Source organism: Janthinobacterium lividum (assembly GCF_034424625.1).
GTDB lineage: Bacteria > Pseudomonadota > Gammaproteobacteria > Burkholderiales > Burkholderiaceae_D > Janthinobacterium > Janthinobacterium lividum.
Genome location: NZ_CP139976.1, coordinates 1,896,249 through 1,913,685 on the forward strand (window position 1 = coordinate 1,896,249; position 17,437 = coordinate 1,913,685).

At 64.5% G+C, this 17,437-nt stretch carries 13 protein-coding genes; 6 read left to right on the forward strand and 7 right to left on the reverse strand.

All coding sequences use genetic code 11. The annotated features are described in order from the left end of the window. Window positions 1–224: 224 nt before the first annotated feature. Window positions 225–3,578, forward strand: a complete 3,354-nt coding sequence (locus U0004_RS08595) for a S41 family peptidase (RefSeq protein ID WP_070253599.1) — start codon at window positions 225–227, stop codon at window positions 3,576–3,578. Between the two features lie 5 nt (window positions 3,579–3,583). Here the strand turns inward: U0004_RS08595 and U0004_RS08600 are convergent, their stop codons facing one another. The 5 genes from U0004_RS08600 to prpR form a co-directional block, all read right to left on the reverse strand. Beyond that, complete coding sequence (locus U0004_RS08600) at window positions 3,584–4,303, reverse strand: LytR/AlgR family response regulator transcription factor (RefSeq protein ID WP_034782191.1); 720 nt, start codon at window positions 4,301–4,303, stop codon at window positions 3,584–3,586. Further along, the gene (locus tag U0004_RS08605; protein ID WP_070253572.1) at window positions 4,300–5,349 is read right to left on the reverse strand and encodes a sensor histidine kinase; all 1,050 of its coding nucleotides are present in this window, start codon (window positions 5,347–5,349) and stop codon (window positions 4,300–4,302) included. The genes U0004_RS08600 and U0004_RS08605 overlap by 4 nt, the downstream gene beginning before the upstream one ends. A 3-nt stretch (window positions 5,350–5,352) precedes the next feature. Next, on the reverse strand, window positions 5,353–6,225 hold the full coding sequence (locus U0004_RS08610; RefSeq protein WP_070253600.1) for an alpha/beta fold hydrolase: 873 nt from the start codon (window positions 6,223–6,225) through the stop codon (window positions 5,353–5,355). A 90-nt stretch (window positions 6,226–6,315) separates the two neighbouring features. Next, entirely contained in the window at window positions 6,316–7,254 is a 939-nt protein-coding gene (locus U0004_RS08615; protein ID WP_070253573.1) for a phytanoyl-CoA dioxygenase family protein, read from the reverse strand. A 25-nt stretch (window positions 7,255–7,279) separates the two neighbouring features. Next, window positions 7,280–8,905 (reverse strand): propionate catabolism operon regulatory protein PrpR, encoded by a 1,626-nt coding sequence (prpR, locus tag U0004_RS08620; protein WP_070253574.1) that lies wholly within the window; start codon window positions 8,903–8,905, stop codon window positions 7,280–7,282. A gap of 211 nt (window positions 8,906–9,116) precedes the next feature. Here prpR and U0004_RS08625 point away from each other — a divergent pair, with 211 nt between their 5' ends. Next, the gene (locus tag U0004_RS08625) at window positions 9,117–12,779 is read left to right on the forward strand and encodes a sensor domain-containing protein (RefSeq protein WP_070253601.1); all 3,663 of its coding nucleotides are present in this window, start codon (window positions 9,117–9,119) and stop codon (window positions 12,777–12,779) included. Here U0004_RS08625 and xth read toward each other — a convergent pair. Next, a complete protein-coding gene (gene xth / locus U0004_RS08630) occupies window positions 12,776–13,540 on the reverse strand; it encodes an exodeoxyribonuclease III (RefSeq protein ID WP_034782197.1) in 765 nt (254 codons plus the stop codon). The two genes, U0004_RS08625 and xth, sit on opposite strands and share 4 nt — an antisense overlap. 569 nt (window positions 13,541–14,109) lie before the next feature. Between xth and U0004_RS08635 the strand changes: the two genes are divergently transcribed. Genes U0004_RS08635 through U0004_RS08650 form a run of 4 tightly spaced genes read left to right on the forward strand, consistent with a single transcriptional unit; the run spans window position 14,110 to window position 15,719 of the window. Then, on the forward strand, window positions 14,110–14,481 hold the full coding sequence (locus U0004_RS08635) for a hypothetical protein (protein WP_034751548.1): 372 nt from the start codon (window positions 14,110–14,112) through the stop codon (window positions 14,479–14,481). A gap of 10 nt (window positions 14,482–14,491) precedes the next feature. Next, on the forward strand, window positions 14,492–14,680 hold the full coding sequence (locus tag U0004_RS08640) for a DUF1653 domain-containing protein (RefSeq protein ID WP_034782199.1): 189 nt from the start codon (window positions 14,492–14,494) through the stop codon (window positions 14,678–14,680). A gap of 32 nt (window positions 14,681–14,712) precedes the next feature. After that, window positions 14,713–15,183 carry a CreA family protein gene (locus U0004_RS08645; protein ID WP_058049645.1) on the forward strand — a complete coding sequence of 157 codons (471 nt, stop codon included), beginning with the start codon at window positions 14,713–14,715 and terminating at the stop codon, window positions 15,181–15,183. Between the two features lie 11 nt (window positions 15,184–15,194). Continuing rightward, complete coding sequence (locus tag U0004_RS08650) at window positions 15,195–15,719, forward strand: hypothetical protein (RefSeq protein WP_174718095.1); 525 nt, start codon at window positions 15,195–15,197, stop codon at window positions 15,717–15,719. 186 nt (window positions 15,720–15,905) lie between these two features. Here U0004_RS08650 and U0004_RS08655 read toward each other — a convergent pair whose 3' ends face one another. Further along, window positions 15,906–17,399 (reverse strand): leucyl aminopeptidase, encoded by a 1,494-nt coding sequence (locus tag U0004_RS08655; RefSeq protein ID WP_034782204.1) that lies wholly within the window; start codon window positions 17,397–17,399, stop codon window positions 15,906–15,908. Between the last annotated feature and the right edge of the window lie 38 nt (window positions 17,400–17,437).

Sequence of the window (17,437 nt, forward strand, 5' to 3'; positions counted from 1 at the left end):
TTCTCGGTCGCAACTCGCTGCCGCTCGCTACGGTTTTGTTCGGCGTTCAGAGCGTTTCTGCTCTTGTCGAAAAACCCGCCCACGCAAGTGGCGCGGGTTTTTTTACGTTTTTGTGGGCAATAAAGAAGGTTTTAAGAAGGTTTTCTTTGGTCATAGTTATGCCAGAATTGCTGTCCGGTATCGACATGATGTCCATGCCACCTGACCGCTATCTGGATGCTCATATGAAAATTTCCCGCAATCTTAGCTTGCTCCTGTTGTCCGCCGGCCTGCTGGGCAACGCCACCGCTGCCTCTTCTCCTGCCAGCAGCTATTTCCGCTTTCCCGCCGTGCGCGGCGATACCGTGGTGTTTACCGCCGAAGGCGATTTGTGGAAAAGCAGCGTGCGCGGTGGCGCCGCGCAGCGCCTGACCACGCATCCCGGCTATGAAACGAACGCGGCGATTTCGCACGATGGCCAATGGATTGCCTTTTCCGCCGCCTATGAAGGGGCGCAGGAAGCGTATGTGATGCCGCTGGCAGGCGGCTTGCCGCGGCGTATTTCGTATGACAACGGCGGCGTGCTGGTCCTGGGCTGGACGGCGCAGGGCGAGGTACTGGTCAGCACGCAAAACACGGATGGTCCCGCTTCGCGCCGCATCGTCGCTGCCATCGACCCCGTGAAACAGACGCGCCGCGTGTTTCCCGTGGCCGACGCCAACGACGCCGTGCTCGACGATGCGGGCAAGACGCTGTTCTTCACGCGTTTCGGCCTGGCCATGACCAACGACAATGTGCGCAATTACCGGGGCGGCGCGCATGCCACCCTGTGGCGCTATGAGCTGGGCGGCAAGGACGAGGCCGTGCGCATGCATGCGGAACCTGCCGTATTGGCTGGCAACAACAAGCGTCCCATGTGGTGGCAAGGCCGCGTTTACTATATTAGCGACGCGGGCGGCAGCGACAATCTGTGGAGCATGCTGCCGGACGGTTCCGACCGCCGCGCATTGACGACGCACAAGCAATGGGACGTGCGTAATGCTTCCTTGGGCGATGGCAAGATTGTGTATCAATTGGGCGCGGACCTGCAGGTGCTGGACCTGGCGGCAGGGACGGACTCATCGCCATTGCCGATCAGCCTCGTATCCGACTTCGACCAGCAGCGCGCGCGCCAGATCCGCTCGCCGCTGGACACCTTGAGCAATGTGCAGCTGTCCGGCAAGGATGAGCGCATCATCCTGACGGCTCGCGGACGCGTCAGCATCGCCGGCACGGGCAGCATGCGCCGCGTCGATATCGCCATTCCCGAAGGGGCGCGGGCGCGCGACGCCGTCTTTTCCAGCGACGAAAAATCCGTCTTCGCCATCGTCGACACGAGCGGAGAGAATGAAATCTGGAGGTACGCCGCCGATGGCTCGGGCAAGGGCGAGCAGCTGACGACGCAGGGAGATAACCACCGCTGGAAACTGTACCCGTCGCCGGACGGACGCTGGCTGGCCCACACGGACAAGAAGGGCCGCTTCTGGCTGCTGGACCTGGCGACCAGGGGCAACCAGTTGATCGACGACGCGGGCAAGGCGGGCGTGGACAAGCACGACGAAGTGCAATGGTCGCCCGACAGCCGCAACCTGGCCATCGTGCGTGTGGCCAGCAATGAGCAGCGCGAGCAGATCGGCCTGTACAACCTCGCGTCGAAACAGCTGCAGTTCGTCACCAGCGACCGCTATACGTCCGGTTCACCCGTGTTTTCGCCCGACGGGCGATGGTTGTACTTCATGTCGGCGCGCAATTTTCAGCTGGCCAATGGTTCGCCGTGGGGCGACCGCAACATGGGCCCCGTATTCGACAAGCGCATCGGCGTGTATGCGCTGGCGCTGCAGCCGGGCAACCGTTTCCCGTTCCAGCCCGACGATGAACTGAGCCGCCCTGGCGTCAAGCCGGCCGAGACGGACGATGAGAAGGCGGCCGAACTGGCGGCGGAAAAGGCACTGGAAAAGGCCGGCGGCAAGGGCGCAGTGAAAAAGGTAGCGGCTGCGCTGCCGGCCATCGTCAGCCAGGGCCTGGCCGAGCGCCTGTATGAAGTGCCGCTGGCGGCGGGCAATTACAGCGCGCTGGCCGCCGATGACAAGCGCCTGTATTTCCTCGAACGCGACAGCGGCGAGAACAAGTCCAGCCTGAAGACTTTGGCGATTGGCAATACCGGTTCCAAGCCGGAACTGCTGGTGGCCAACGTGCGTGAATTCGACCTGGCGCAGGATAAAAAGCATTTGTACTACCGCACGGCGGCAGCTACGGGACCGGGCGAGATGCTGGTGATCGAGGCGGGCGCCAAGCTGCCGTCCGACCTGTCGAAAGCCAAGGTCAAGGTTGACGACTGGACGTTTGTGTCGAATCCGCGCCTGGAATGGAAGCAGATGTTCAACGATGCCTGGCGCTTGCACCGCGACTTCCTGTACGACGCGAAGATGCGCGGCGTGAACTGGAAGGCGGCGCGCGACAAGTACGCGCCGCTGGTCGAGCGGGTCACGGACCGCGCCGAACTCAATGATTTACTCGGCATGATGGTGGCCGAAGTGGGCGCGCTGCATTCGCAGATCCGTCCCGGCGAATTGCGCCGCACCGAGCAGGAAGGCACGCCTGCGGGCTTGGGCGCCGTGCTGGCGCGGACAAGCGACGGTTATCGGGTCGAGCATGTCTACCGCAGCGAAGCGGAATTGCCCTCGGCGCGCGCGCCGCTGTCGCGCCCCGACGTGGATGTGAAGGCGGGCGACGTGATCACGGCCGTCAACGGCAAGGACGTGCTGGCCGCGCGCGATATCAGCGACCTGCTGCTGAACCAGGCCGACAAGCAGGTCTTGTTGCAGGTCAAACGGGGGAATGGCAAGGGCGCGCCGCGCGCCGTCATCGTCACGCCCGTCAACATGGCGAAACAGACGGCGCTGCGCTATGGCGACTGGGAATTGAGCCGCGCCGAGCAGGTGGCGGCCGCTTCGCAGGGGCGCATCGGCTACCTGCACCTGCGCGCCATGGGCCCGAATGACATCGCCTCGTTCGCGCGCGATTTTTACGCCAACATCAACCGCGAAGGTCTGATCATCGACGTGCGGCGCAATAACGGCGGCAATATCGACAGCTGGATCATTGAAAAACTGCTGCGCAAGGCCTGGGCCTACTGGGCGCCGCCGGGCGTGCAGCCATCGTCGAACATGCAGAACACCTTCCGCGGCCACCTGGTGGTGCTGGTCGATGAACTCACGTATTCGGATGGCGAGACCTTTGCCGCCGGCGTCAAGGCCCTGGGCCTGGCGCCGCTGGTGGGCAAGCGCACGGCCGGCGCCGGCGTCTGGCTCAGCGACAATACGCGCCTGGCGGATAACGGCATGGCGCGCGTGGCGGAAAACGGCCAGTTCGGCATCGATGGCCAGTGGCTGATCGAAGGCGTGGGCGTGGTGCCGGACGTGGAGGTGGAAAACCCGCCGCACGCCACCTTCAATGGCGCCGACCGCCAGCTGGAAGTGGCGCTCGACATGCTGGCGAAAAAGCTCAAGGAGCAGCCGCGCCCCGCATTCCAGGCGCAGCCGATCCCCGCGTTGAAATAGTCCTGCTACAGGCCGCAGGCGGCCTTGAACTGTTGCGCGCGGCGGCGCGAGACCTCGACCACGCTGCCGTCCAGCAGGTGCAGGTCGAGGCCATCGGCGCCGTTCGGTGACAGCTGCGCCACCTGCGCCAGGTTGACGATCTGGCGCCGGTTGGCGCGCAGGAACAGGGCGGGATCGAGTTTTTCTTCCAGCTGGTTCAGGGTGCGCAGCATCAGCGGACGCTGTTCGCCGAAATGCACGCGCGTGTAGTTGCCTTCCGATTCCAGCAGGCGGATATCGTCAAACGCCACAAACCAGCAGCGTTCCCCATCCTTGATGAAGACCTTGCGCGGCGCAGGCGGCGGCACGGCTTGCGCCCGTGCGCCGGCACGCGCCAGCGCCGTGGCCAGGCGCGCCGCCTGCACGGGTTTTTGCAGGTAGTCGAGGGCGCTGACCTCGAATGCCTGCAGCGCATACTGGTCGAAGGCCGTGCAAAAGATGACGTCGGGCGCATCGTCCAGCGCGGCCAGCAGGTCGAAGCCGGAGCCGCCCGGCATCTGCACGTCGAGCAGCAGCAGGTCGGGGCGCAGCTTGCCGATCTGCGTGATGGCGTCGGCCGCGCTGGCCGCCTCGCCCACGATTTCCACGGCACCTTGCTGCACATGCGGCGCCAGCAGGCGCCGCAGCTCGGCGCGCGCCAGGCGCTCGTCATCGACCAGCAGTATCTTGAGCGGCTGGCCGTTCATGCCAGCTCCGGCAAGTGGATGGTGGCGTATACCCAGCCGGCCTGTTCGCACAGTTCCAGGCTGGCGCGCTCGCCGCAGGCCAGCTGCAGGCGCTGGCGCGCATTGTGCAGGCCGATGCCGGTGGAGCCGGACGCGCTGCGCAGCCTGCCCGTGTTGGCGACCTCGATCTGCAGCGTATCCATGCCAGCGCCGCGCCGCGCCGCGATGCGGATGTCGCCGCCCTCGGCACTCGCTTCGACGCCATATTTGACGGCATTTTCCACCAGCGTTTGCAAGGCCATGGGCGGCACGCGCACGAGCTCCAGGCCGGGGGCGATGTCGAAGCTGACGCGCAGGCGTTCCTCGAAGCGACTCTGTTCGATGGCCAGGTAGGCGCGCACGGCCTCCAGTTCTGCCGCCAGCGGCACGGTGGCGTGCTGGCTGGACTGCAGCGCATGGCGCATTAGGTTGGCCAGCTGGTCGATCATGCGCGCGGCCGCTTCGCGGTCTTCGAAGATCAGCGCGCGCACGCTATTGAGGCTGTTGAAGAAAAAATGCGGATTGACTTGCGCCTGCAGGGCACGCAACTGGGCATCCTTGGCCAGCACTTCCAGGCGCAGCGCCTCGGCCTCGAAACGGCTGGCGCGGCGCAGCGACAGCGCGGTGAAGTAGAACACCGTCCAGGTCAGGAATACCCCGAACCAGAACAGCAGCGCGCCGGGCAGCCAGGCGATGCCGCGGATGGTGTCCGGCGGATACATGACGTGGAAGGCGGCCGTCACGCTGGCCGTCTGGATGGCGGCCAGCACGATCAGCGACGGCACGATGCGCTGCCAGCGCAAGCCGTTCGCCGCCCAGCCGCGCCGGCGCAGGACGCCATGCCACAGGTGCGACAGCAGCAGCCCGCCCAGCGAGCCCCAGCTGGCAATCGTCACGACGATGCGCAGCTGCGTGGAGCCGCCATACACGCTGTTGAACAGGGTGAGCGCGCCCCAGCCGGCCAGCTGGAAGGTCCAGTACCAGTTGATCCTGGCCAGCAGCGGCGGCCGATGCAAGGGTGCGTTCATCGCCTAGTCCAGGAACTGTTCGATGCGCGCCTGCATCCAGTCCGGCTGGTCGTACATGATGAAGTGGCGCGCCGTGTCGGCCAGCGCGACTTTTACGCCGGGCAGCTGGGCATACTGCTGCTGGAAGGTCGCTTCGATGGCGGCGCGCGGCGCATAGTCCTTGTAGGCGATCCAGGTACCCAGCACCAGGGTTGGCGATTTTATTTTCGCCACGTCCTGGCGCAGGTCGCTGGCCACCAGGGTGCCCATGGCCTTGATCACCGTCTCGCGGTCCGAGCGCTGGCCCCAGCCGATGATGCGCTCCACGTCGGCCGGCGCGCTGGCCATGCTGCTTACCGTGCGGCGCTGGCTGGCGGCGTAGGTGGTCCCATCCTGCGCGCGCATGGCCGATTGCATCTGCGCGGCCATGGCTTGCAGCTGCGGCGGCGTGATGGAGGGCAGCTGCGTCGCGCCCAGCGCCGGCAGCGAGTCGACGATCACCAGCTTGCCCGTTTGGTCAGGATGGTCGATGGCCATTTTCAACGCCAGGAAGCCGCCCAGGCTATGCCCGATGATGGCCGGCTGGCCCAGTTTTTGGGTGCCGATGTAGTCGGCCAGTTGTTGCTCGGCCTGCGCCAGCAAGTCGCCCTCGATGGGCGCCACGCCGGCAAAGCCGGCCAGTGTCAGCACGTGGCATTGGCGTGCGGCTTGCGGGCCGCACAGGCGCGCCACCGTGCCTTGCCAGACTTCGCCGGAAGACGCCAGGCCGGGAATCAGGACCAGGGGACGGCCTTGTCCTGTGACCTCGACCTTGAATGCCGTGGGCGCGGCGGCCTGGCTGGCGCCTGCCAGCAGCGCCGTACTGAGCAAGATCAATGTTTGCAGTGTTTGTTTCATGGGGTACTCCTCCTTGACGACCATGCTAGCGGCGCCGGGAGCGCGCGGCCAGCGCTGCGGGATGAGCGGCGCCAAGGCGGGATGAGTGGTTCAGATCCACGCATCCTGATCCTGGCAGTGCTCCGGGAGGTAGGTCAGGTACTGCACCATGCGCGGCGCCGGGCCGCGGTTGGGCGTGGCGCAATGGGGCAGGGCCTGGTGCCAGATGATGAAATCGCCGGCCATGCCTTCGACGGGCACGGGCCGCAAGTCCTCGACGGCCCATTCGCGCGGCTGGCGGCCCGGCGGTACTTGCCGCAGCCAGCCGGCCATGTGGTGCTGGAAGCCGGGCACGCAGTGAAAGGCGCCGTGCTGCGCCGGACAGTCGCTCAGGTACAGCATGCCTTGCAGCTTGAAGGGAACCGGCTGTTGCAGGCTGACGTCCCAGTGCAGGGCGCTGCCAAGGAAACGGTGCTGCGGCGTTTCCGGCGGATTGAAGCTCACCTTGTCGATGCTGGCGTAGATGCCGGTGCCGGCGCCGATGCCGGTGTCATATAGCTGCTGACAGGCGTGGCGTATGTGCGCGCAGTGGCGGTTTTCCTCGAGGGCCGGATGGTCGGAAAACTGCAGCATCAGGCCCCGCTTGCCCGGGTGCGGCCGGTACCACGATGCCATATCATCGGGGCTGGCGCCCAGGTATTCCCATATCGCCGTTTGTGCGGCGAGGCACTGCGCGCGCGGTACGGCGCCGCGCAGCACCAGGTAGCCGTGCTCCTCGAAATGGCGCAGTTCGGCGGCCGACAGCACGTCCTGATGCGCGCTGGCGGCGTGCGCCGGGCGGACGCGCGTGCGGCCAGCCAGCCACGCCTGGAAGGCTTCCAGCGTAGGGCGTTGCTGGAACAGGAACTGCATGGCGTCTTCCATGGAAATGCCGCGCGCATACAGCGCCTTGATGTCCCGGTGGTCGTGCGCCAGTCCCTGGCTGCCGGCCGCGCCGCCATGTCTCGTGCAGCGTTGCCATAATTCGTGCAAGTGAGGCCAGTCGTCCATGGTGTCTTTTGTCTGGTTGAAGAAATCAGCCGGTGCGCAGGCGGCGCCACAGGGTGGTGCGGCTGATGCCGAGGTAGTGGGCGGCGGCGTCGCGGCGTCCGCCAAAGCGCGCCAGCACGGCGCTGGCGCTTTCGTCTTCCGGGCGCGGCGCGATGGCGGCGGCCGGCGACGGCAGCGGCGCCGGCGTGCCGGCAGCATTGGCCAGTTCCGGCGCCACGCCCAGCACGAAGGCGGGCGTCAGCGCCTGCAGCGGTTCGGCGGCCAGGAACAGGGCCAGGCGCTCGGCCAGGTTGCGCAGTTCGCGCACGTTGCCGGGCCAGTCGTAGCGGCGCAGCAGCGGCGCGCAAGCCTGGATTTCCGCATGCAGGTTGGGGTGCGGACGGGCGCCCAGCGCGGCCAGCGCGTTTTTCAGCGACCACTCGGCCAGGCCGGGAATGTCGCTGGCGCGTTCGCGCAAGGCGGGCAAATGCAGGCGCAGCACGGCCAGGCGGTAGAACAGGTCGGCGCGGAAGCGTCCTTCGCGGATGCGCTGTTCCAGGTCGCAATGCGTGGCGCTGATGATGCGCACATTGATGGCGATGGGCCGCGTGCCGCCCACGCGCACCACTTCGCGCTCTTCCAGCACGCGCAGCAATCGCGTTTGCAGGGCCAGCGGCATTTCGCCGATTTCGTCGAGGAACAGGGTACCGTGGTTGGCCGCCTCGAACAGGCCCGCATGGCCGCCCCTGCGGGCGCCCGTGAAGGCCCCATCCTCGTGGCCGAACAGTTCCGATTCCAGCAGAGATTCGGCGATGGCGCCGCAGTTGATGGCGATGAAGGGGCGGTTCGCGCCCAGGCTGCGCGGGCTTTCGCGATGGATCGCCTGCGCCACCAGTTCCTTGCCGCTGCCCGTTTCTCCCTGGATCAGCACCGTTGCCGGCGAGCGCGCATACAGCACCACCGACTGGCGCAGCGCTTCCATCGCTTCCGACTCGCCGCGCAGATCGTGCAGGCCGTGCCGCGCGCGCAGGGTGTCGGCCACTACCGTGCGGCGTCCGCGGTTCGATTCGATCTGGGTCAGGCGCGCCAGTTCCAGCGCATCGTCGAAGGCGCGCCGGATGGCCGTGGCCGAATACACGAAGACGGCGGCCAGTCCCGCTTCTTCGGCCAGGTCGGTGACGAGGCCCGCGCCGACGACGGCTTTGACCCCGGCCGCCTTCAGTTCATTGATCTGCGCGCGCGCGTCTTCCTCGGTGGCATAGGTGCGCTGAAAGATCTGGAAGCCGAAGGTGGCGGCAAATTCCGCCAGTTCCGGCATCGGGTCCTGGTAGGTGACGACGCCGATGTGCGGCGAGATGCGCCGCGCGCGCGCCAGCGCCTGCATCACGTCGTAGCCGCTGGCCTTGGCGATGATGACGGGTACCGACAGCCTGCCTTTCAGGTAGGCGCCGTTCGAACCGGCCGCGATGACGGCATCGCAGCGCTCCGTGGCCATGCGTTCGCGGATGTGGCGCACGGCGTCGTCGAAGCCCAGGTTGATCGGTTCGATCGTCGCCAGGTCGTCGTATTCGAGCGTGATGTCGCGGAACAGGTCGAACAGGCGCGAGACGGAGACGGTCCAGATGACGGGTTTGTCGCGATGGTCGAGCGGAGGTTGGGGAGGGCGGCGCATGCTTTATTCTAAACGATTTGTTTCATTTTTCAGCCATGCAACGGCGTTGCAACGGGCGTGTTGCAAGTGGTCTGTGGTGTTTCAGATATTGCCAATAAGGAATATGAAAAAACCCCGGGAAACTGGTTTATGATCTAGCAGCACCATGATGCTTGGAAGAATATTTGCCCAGGCGCATGTTTATCTTGTCTTTAACCATCCCATGGTGTCCATGAACCGCGTACCGACCAGTCCCGATTTCATCGCCGATGCCTTGCAACTGATCGCCTTGCCGGCCTGCGCCTGCGATGCCTGCGGCATGGTGGTGGCCGCGAATGGCGCCTTGCAGGCCCTGCTGGGTCGGGATATGACGGGCCGGCTGCTGGCCGACTGCTTTACGGACGCTTACCGCGCGTCGAGCACCAGCATGCTGCGCGGTACGCTTGGCGCGGCCGGGCGCGAGCGGCACTGGGACAGCAGCCTGGAAGGGGAGGCGGGCGCCATCGCCGTGCAGGTCTGGTCGCGGCCCCTGCTGGTGGACGATGGCTTGCCCGGTGCGACCCTCGTGTTTGCCGACATCAGCGTGCAGCAGCGCGACCAGCAAGCCTTGCGCAAGACCTTGCTCGAGCAGCAGGCGATCCTGGAAAGCGCGGCCGTCGGCATCGTCTTTTCCAAGGGCGGCTTCATCGAGGAGTGCAATATCCGCGCCGCCGAGATGCTCGGCTACGCGCGCCACCAGCTGACGGGCATGCCGGGCGCGGTGCTGTACCGCTCCGCCGAGCATTGCCGCGCCCTGGGGCTGGAAGCGGCGCCGCTGCTGTCGAAGGGCAAGCCCTACCGCACGGAACTGGAATTGCGGCGCCAGGATGGCACCCTGTTCTGGAGCCGCCTGCACGGGCGCGCCGTCGATCCCCTCAATACGCATGACGGCACGGTCTGGATCATCGAAGACATCAGCGACCACCGGCGCGATGAAGACCAGCTGCGGCGCGCCATGCTGGAAATGCAGGCCGTGATGGATAACGCGCCCTTGGCCATCGGTTTTCAGCGCGACAAGGGCGTGCTGCGCTACAACCGGCGTTTCGCCGAATGCTTCGGTTTTGACGGCGACAGCGGCGTGGGCCTGGCCGTCGCCGACCTGTATCCGTCGCGCGCGGCGTATGACAATGTCGTGCGCCAGGCCGCACCGCTGCTGCGGCGCGGCCTGCCGTTCCAGGGCGAGATGGAGATGCGCCGCCGCGACGGCTCCACGTTCTGGGCCCTGGCGTATGGCTATGTGCTGAATCCCGAGAGCCAGTCCGACCGCGCGCTGCGCGACACGATCTGGCTGTTCGACGACCGCAGCGCGCAGAAGGCGGCCGAGGAGGCGACGCGCCAGCTGATGCTCGAGCAGCAGGCTATCCTCGACAATGCCTCCGTCGGCATCCTGTTTTCCCGTTCGCGCCTGATCCTGCGCTGCAATCCCCGTTTCGCCGAAATGTTCGGCTACGCGCAGGAGGAGATGACGGGCCTGCCCGCCGCCGAACTGTTTCCGTCGCCCGCCGCCTACGAGGAGTTTGGCGTACAGGCCACGCCGCTGCTGGGACAGGGCTTGCCATACGAGCAGGATGAATCGCTGTTCCGCCGCCGCGACGGCAGCCTGTTCTGGTGCCGCATCCGCGCCAAGGCCGTCGACCAGACGCACAGCGAGCAGGGCGCCATCTGGATACTGGAAGACATCACGGCCAGCCGCCAGACGCAGATGGAAGTGGCGGCCATCATGACGAATGCCTCGGTGAGCATCCTGTATACCAAGAACCGCCTGATCACGCGCTATAACCTGGGCTTTGCCGCGATGTTCGGCTATAGCGGCGACGAGGCGCTGGGCTTGCCCGGGCGCGCGCTGTACGTGTCGCAGCAATCGTACGAGCTGCTGGGCGCGGCGGCCTTCCCCTTCCTGTCGGTGGCCAAGCCCTTCCAGACGGAAGTGGAAATGATGCGCCGCGACGGCAGCACCTTGTGGGCGCAGCTGATCGCCTATGTCGTCAATCCGGACGATCCCGCCGCCGGCACCATCTGGATCATCGAGGACCGCACGGAAGCCAAGCGCGCCGAAGAATCCCTGCGCAACGCGCTGCTGGAAAACCAGGCCATCCTGGACAGCGCCGTGCTGGGCATCTCGGTGATAGAGGGCGGCTACAATTTGCGTGCCAACAGCAAGATGGAAGAGCTGTTCGGCTATGGACCCGGTGAAATAAACGGCCTGTCGGTGCAGGCCCTGTATCCGGACATGGCCGCGTGGAAGGTGGCGCGCGGCGAGACGGCGCGCGATTTCGATGCGGGACGCGTGCACATGTCGGAATACCAGCTGGTGCGCAAGGATGGCAGCCGCTTCTGGGCGCGCCTGTCCGGCCGGCCGTTCGACCTGGCGCATGCGCATGGCCGTTCCGTGTGGCTGGTCGACGACGTGACGGCGCGCCGCGAGGCGGCCGAGGCGGTGCGCCGCGCGCGCGACGAGCTGGAATTGCGCGTGCAGGAACGCACGGCCGAACTGGCCGGCGCCAACCTGCTGTTGCAGGGCGAGATCGTCGAGCGGCGCCAGGCCGAGGCGCGGGTGCACCACATGGCCTATCACGACAACCTGACAGGCTTGCCGAACCGCGCGTTGCTGTCGGACCGGCTGGAACGGGCCATGCTGGCCTCGCAGCGTTCCGGGCGCAAGCTGGCCGTGATGTTCATCGACCTTGACCGCTTCAAGACCATCAACGATTCGCTGGGCCACATGACGGGCGACTTGCTGCTCAAGGAAGTGGCCGCCCGGCTGTGTGGCGCCGTGCGCGCCAGCGACACGGTGGCGCGCCTGGGCGGCGACGAATTCGTCGTGCTGGTGCCGGGCATCCGCGGCAGTGACGAGGCGGCGCGCGTGGCCGAGAAGATCATCGAAGCGCTGACACCCGCCTTTCCGCTCGACGGCCATGTGCTGCACGTGACGCCGTCGATCGGCATCTGCGTGTATCCGGACGATGGCGGCGACGTCGACGCCCTGATGCGCCATGCCGATGCGGCCATGTACCACGCCAAGGGCAACGGCCGCAATAACTACCAGTTCTTCACGCAGATGATGAACCAGGCGGCGGCCTTGCACTTCGACCTGGAAAGCAGCCTGCGCACGGCGCTGGCGCTGCAGCAGTTCGAACTGTTTTACCAGCCCGTCATCGATATCGCCACGCGCCGGCTGCACGGCATGGAAGTGCTGCTGCGCTGGCGCCGCCCGGGCCACGGCCTGGTGCTGCCGGACCGCTTCATTCCCATCATGGAGGAAAACGGCCTGATCGTGCCGGTGGGCGAATGGGTAATGCGCCAGGCCTGCGAGCAAAGCATGGCCTGGCAGCGCCAGGGCTTGCAGCCGGTGCCCTTGGCGGTGAATCTGTCGCCGCGCCAGTTTATGCACAAGGGCCTGGTGGCGGCGATTGGCGCCGTGGTGCGGGAAACGGGCATCGACCCGGCGCTGCTGGAATTCGAGATCACCGAGACGGCGCTGATGCAGCACGGCGAGCATACGCTGGAGATTTTGCGCCAGATCAATGGCATGGGCTTGCGCCTGTCGATCGATGATTTCGGCACCGGCTATTCCAGCCTGGCCTACCTGAAGCGGTTCCCCGTGAAGAAGGTCAAGATCGACCGCGCCTTCATCAAGGACCTGGAGCACAGCGGGGAAGACCGCGCCATCGTGGCGGCCATCATCGCGCTGGCCGACAGCCTGCAATTGTCGGCCGTGGCCGAGGGCGTGGAGACGGAAGAGCAGTTCGCCCTGCTGCAGGCGAACGGCTGCCGCTATGCGCAGGGCTATCTGTTTTCCGCGCCAGTGCCTGCCGTGAACGCGCAGGCCTTGCTGGAGCGGATAGCCGTTAGCTAGTCAATCGTCGCCACGACTGGCGCATGGTCGGACGGCTGTTCCCACTTGCGCGGTACGCGGTCGATGACGCACGCCGTGCAGCGGGCGGCGAGGGCGGGCGAGAGCAGGATGTGGTCGATGCGCAGGCCCTTGTTCAGGCGGAAGCCCAGCTGGCGGTAATCCCACCAGCTGAACGATTTGTCCGCCTGCTCGAACAGGCGGAAAGCATCCGTCAGGCCGATGTCGAACAGGCGCTGCAGGGCGGCGCGTTCCTTGTCCGACACCAGTACCTGGCCTTCCCAGGCGACAGGGTCATGCACGTCGCGGTCGTCGGGCGCGATATTGTAGTCGCCGACGACGGCCAGTTGCGGGTGCTGCTGCGCTTCTTCGGCCAGCCAGTCGTGCAGGGCGGCCAGCCAGCCCAGCTTGTATTCGTACTTGTCCGAGTCGACGCTCTGGCCGTTCGGCACGTAGGCGCAGACGACGCGCACGCCACCGATGGTGGCGGCCAGGATGCGCTGCTGCGCGTCTTCATAGCGCGGGTTGTTCTTCACCACGTCGGTGATCGGCAGCTTCGACAGGATGGCCACGCCGTTATACGTTTTCTGGCCGCTGAAGACCACCTGGTAGCCGGCCGCCTCGATCTCGGCGACGGGGAACTTGTCGTCCGTCAGTTTGGTCTCTTGCAGGCAGAGTATGTCGACCGGGTTGTCTGTCAGCCACTGCAGCACTTGCGGCAGGCGCACTTTGAGCGAGTTGACGTTCCAGGTGGCGAGTTTCATGGGAAAAATCCTTGCTTGAATGGGTATCGTTAGGCGCGAATCTTACCGCATGCGTGTCGATGACGTCTTGCGCCGCTTGCCGGGTAGGAGCTTTATTTGCTGGCAGGGAAAAAGAGTACAAATAAAGTATTTATACTTAACCAATCGTGGCGCATGAATATTATGTTTTTGTGTATCATTGATCAACCCCTATGTTTGATTTGGCATAAGTGGCTGGCGTGGCAGGATGCGTCTCGCTGATTAACGCGACAAAGGTGTAAAGTTTCTCGCTAAAACGCGATAAAAACTACTAAAATGGCACCGTGTAACAACTGTGTCACACAGCTTTGTTACGGCCAAGTTGGCAACCAGACAGGAAGCAGTTGTAATTAGTTGTAATTGCTATTCCGATTACATGACCACTGTGCCGGGGACGGAGTGTCAATTCCGTCCCTGGCGCCGCCAGACTTGTTATATAAATTGCAGTACTATATCTATGAGACTGTTTTGCGACATCAATAGATGGTACTATTTTGAAATGTTGCAGTTTTAATAGTGAGACTTGCGCGTAGCATTTGCAAAGGAAGAAAATGCGAACTGCATTTGAAGCGTGGGCGCAGCGTGACGGCCACATTGTGCGGCGAAGAGAAGACAAACCGGATGAGTACCTGATTTTCGAGACCCAGCGCCGCTGGGTTATCTGGCAGGCTGCTCTGACGCATGGCAAGACGGCTGCCAAGCCGCGCGTGAGCGCTGCCGAAAAGGCGGCGAAAGCCCAGCGCGCGCTGGAAATGTCTTCCGATGAAGCGACCGTGCGCAACAAGGTGCTCAATGAAGTGCTCGACGCCTTCAGCGGCGCCGATGGCGCGGCCGGCATGGAAGGCATACTGAAAGTGATCCAGGGCCTGAAGCAGAAGCAGAAGGCACTGGCCGACGACAAGAGCGAAGATTCAACGGCTTGAGGGGACGGCGATGCGTTATCGGCACTACAAGGGCGGCATTTACGAACTGGTGTGCGAAGCCACGCTGGAAGCGGATCTGACGCCGATGATCGTCTATCGCGCCGCCGACGGTTCCATCTGGACCCGGCCGAAGGACGTATTCTTTCAACTGATCGAAGTCGAAGGCGTCATGGTCCAGCGTTTCGCTCCCATCAACTGATGGCCGCCTGCGTGCGTGCCCAGGATACTTTCATGCGTAAATTGCTGCCTGCCGCTTTGGTGCTGGGCTTTGCCTGCGCCGCGGCGCACGCCGAAACCATCGGTTCGGTCGACACGGTGTTCAAACTGATCGGCCCTGACCACAAGATCGTCGTCGAAGCGTATGACGACCCGCGCGTCGCTGGCGTCAGCTGCTATCTGTCGCGCGCCAAGACGGGCGGCATCAAGGGCGCCGTCGGCCTGGCCGAAGACAAGGCCGATGCGGCCGTGGCGTGCCGCCAGGTGGGGCCGCTGCAATTCAAGGGCAAGCTGCCACGCCAGGAAGAAGTGTTTACCGAGCGAGCCTCGATCTTCTTCAAGCATGTGCGCGTCGTGCGCATGGTCGACAGCAAGCGCAATGCGCTGGTCTACCTCGTGTATTCCGACCGCCTGATCGATGGCAGTCCGAAAAACAGCGTCACCGCCGTCGCCGTGCCCGGCGACCAGCCGATTCCCGTCCGTTAAGCGAGTTTCCCATGCGCGTGCCGCTGTCTGTCCCCTTTGCCGCCGGGACGCTGCTGTTTGGCCTGGGCGGCTGCGCCACCCTGACTGGCAACACTGAGCAGATGGTGTTGGTGCAAACCATCCAGGACAACCGCGAACTGACGGGCGCCGGCTGCATCCTCAGCAACGACGTGGGCAAGTGGTTCGTCACCACGCCCGGGCGCATCACCATCCGCAAGAGCCAGGAACCGTTGAAGGTCGACTGCCGCAAGCACGGTTCGCCCGCCATCGCGACGGACGACCATATCGACCCCAAGCTCAATGGCAGCGTCTGGGGCAATGTCATCCTGACCCTGGGCGTCGGCTATTTCGTCGACCGCAACACGGGCGCCGGCTTTGACTACCCATCGATCCTGACCATCGTCATGCAGGACCCCGCGCGCCTGGCGCCGCCGCCCGCGCCCGTCGCCGCGAAGCCGCAGCCGGCCGCCGTGCCGGAAACGGTGGTGCAGCCGAAGGTGGCGCCGTCGCCCTTGCCCAATCCCGTCGTCTACTGATTCAACTGCACATAAAAAAGCCGCCAGGGTCAGTGATCGTGGCGGCTGTCTTCTTGCGTAACGACGCCTGACAAAACCGTAGCGAGCGGGAGCTAGTGGTGGCCGAGAAGCGCAGCTGTACTTTATGTACAGCGAGCATCGCCGGCCGCCAATAGCCCCGCGCAGTAGGTGTGGTCTGGCGTTCTCTTACACGCGGTTGATCAGGAACGTCGTCAGCAGTGGGACTGGACGGCCGGTCGCGCCTTTTGCGCCGCCCGATTTCCATGCCGTGCCGGCGATGTCCAGATGCGCCCAGGTGTACTTCTTGGTGAAGTTTTCCAGGAAGGCCGCTGCCGTCACCGAACCGCCGCCTGGCGTGCCGATGTTGGCCAGGTCGGCGAAGTTCGACTTCAGCTGCTCGTTGTACGCCTCTTCGATCGGCATGCGCCATGCCGTGTCGCTCGACTGTTTGCCCGCTGCCAGCAATTCATTGGCCAGCTGGTCATGCGCCGCATCGCTGCGCGTAAACAGGCCGCTGTTGTGGTGGCCCAGGGCCACGACGCAAGCGCCCGTCAGGGTGGCGATATCGACCACGGCTGCCGGCTTGAAGCGTTCGGCGTAGGTCAGCGCGTCGCACAGCACCAGACGGCCTTCGGCGTCCGTGTTCAGCACTTCGATGGTCAGGCCGTTCATGGAAGTGACGATGTCGCCCGGCTTGGTGGCACGGCCCGACGGCATGTTTTCGCACGCGGCGATGATGCCGATGACGTTCAGCTTCAGGTTCATTTCGCCGATGGCGCGGAAGGTGCCCAGGACGGAGGCGGCGCCGCACATGTCGTACTTCATTTCATCCATGCCAGGACCGGCCTTGATCGAAATGCCGCCCGTGTCGAAGGTGATACCTTTGCCGACCAGGACGACTGGCGCATCCTTGGCCTTGCCGCCCATGTGTTTCAGGACGATGAACTTCGGCGGCTGCTCGCTGCCGTTGGTGACGGACAGGAAGCTGCCCATTTTCAGCGCTTCGAGCTGTTTGCGGTCCAGCACTTCGACTTCGAACTTGTAATCCTTGGCCAGCTGCTTGGCCGTGTTGGCCAGGTAGGTCGGATTGGCGATGTTTGCCGGCAGGTCGCCCAGGTTGCGCGTCAGGTCGGAACCGTTGGCGATGGCGATGGCTTGCGCCAGCGCGCCGCGCGTGGCGGCCGTTGCAGGAGCAGCCAGGACGATCTTGCGCACGCCTGCTGGCGCCGGATCTTTTTTGCTTTTTTGCGAGTCGCAGCGGTATTGGCTGTCATGTGCGGCTTGCACCACGCAACGGATTGCCCAATTTACGTCGCGCTCTTTCACTTCAGCCAGCGGTAATGCGATAATGGCGTCCGCAGCGCCCAGCGAGCCGAAGGCCTTCAGTGCGGCTTGTACGCCGGTCGTGAAGCTTTTTTCGCTGACAGTGTCATCGCTGCCCATGCCTACCAGCAGAACACGTTCGGCGGCGACGCCATCGACTGCGCGCAGCAGCAAGGTGCTGCCAGGCTTGCCGCTGATGTCGCCGGACTTCAGCGCAGCCGAAATCGCACCCTTGCTGTCCAGCGATTTTGCCGCTGGCGACAGTTTTTTGTTTTCGAATACCGCAACCGCGATGCATCCGCTTTTGGCCGTGCCGAGGGTGCTCTTGGTATCGAATGCTTTTATGCTAAAGTCCATTTGGTTCTCCGTTTTCATTTACTAGTAACGTGTTACTC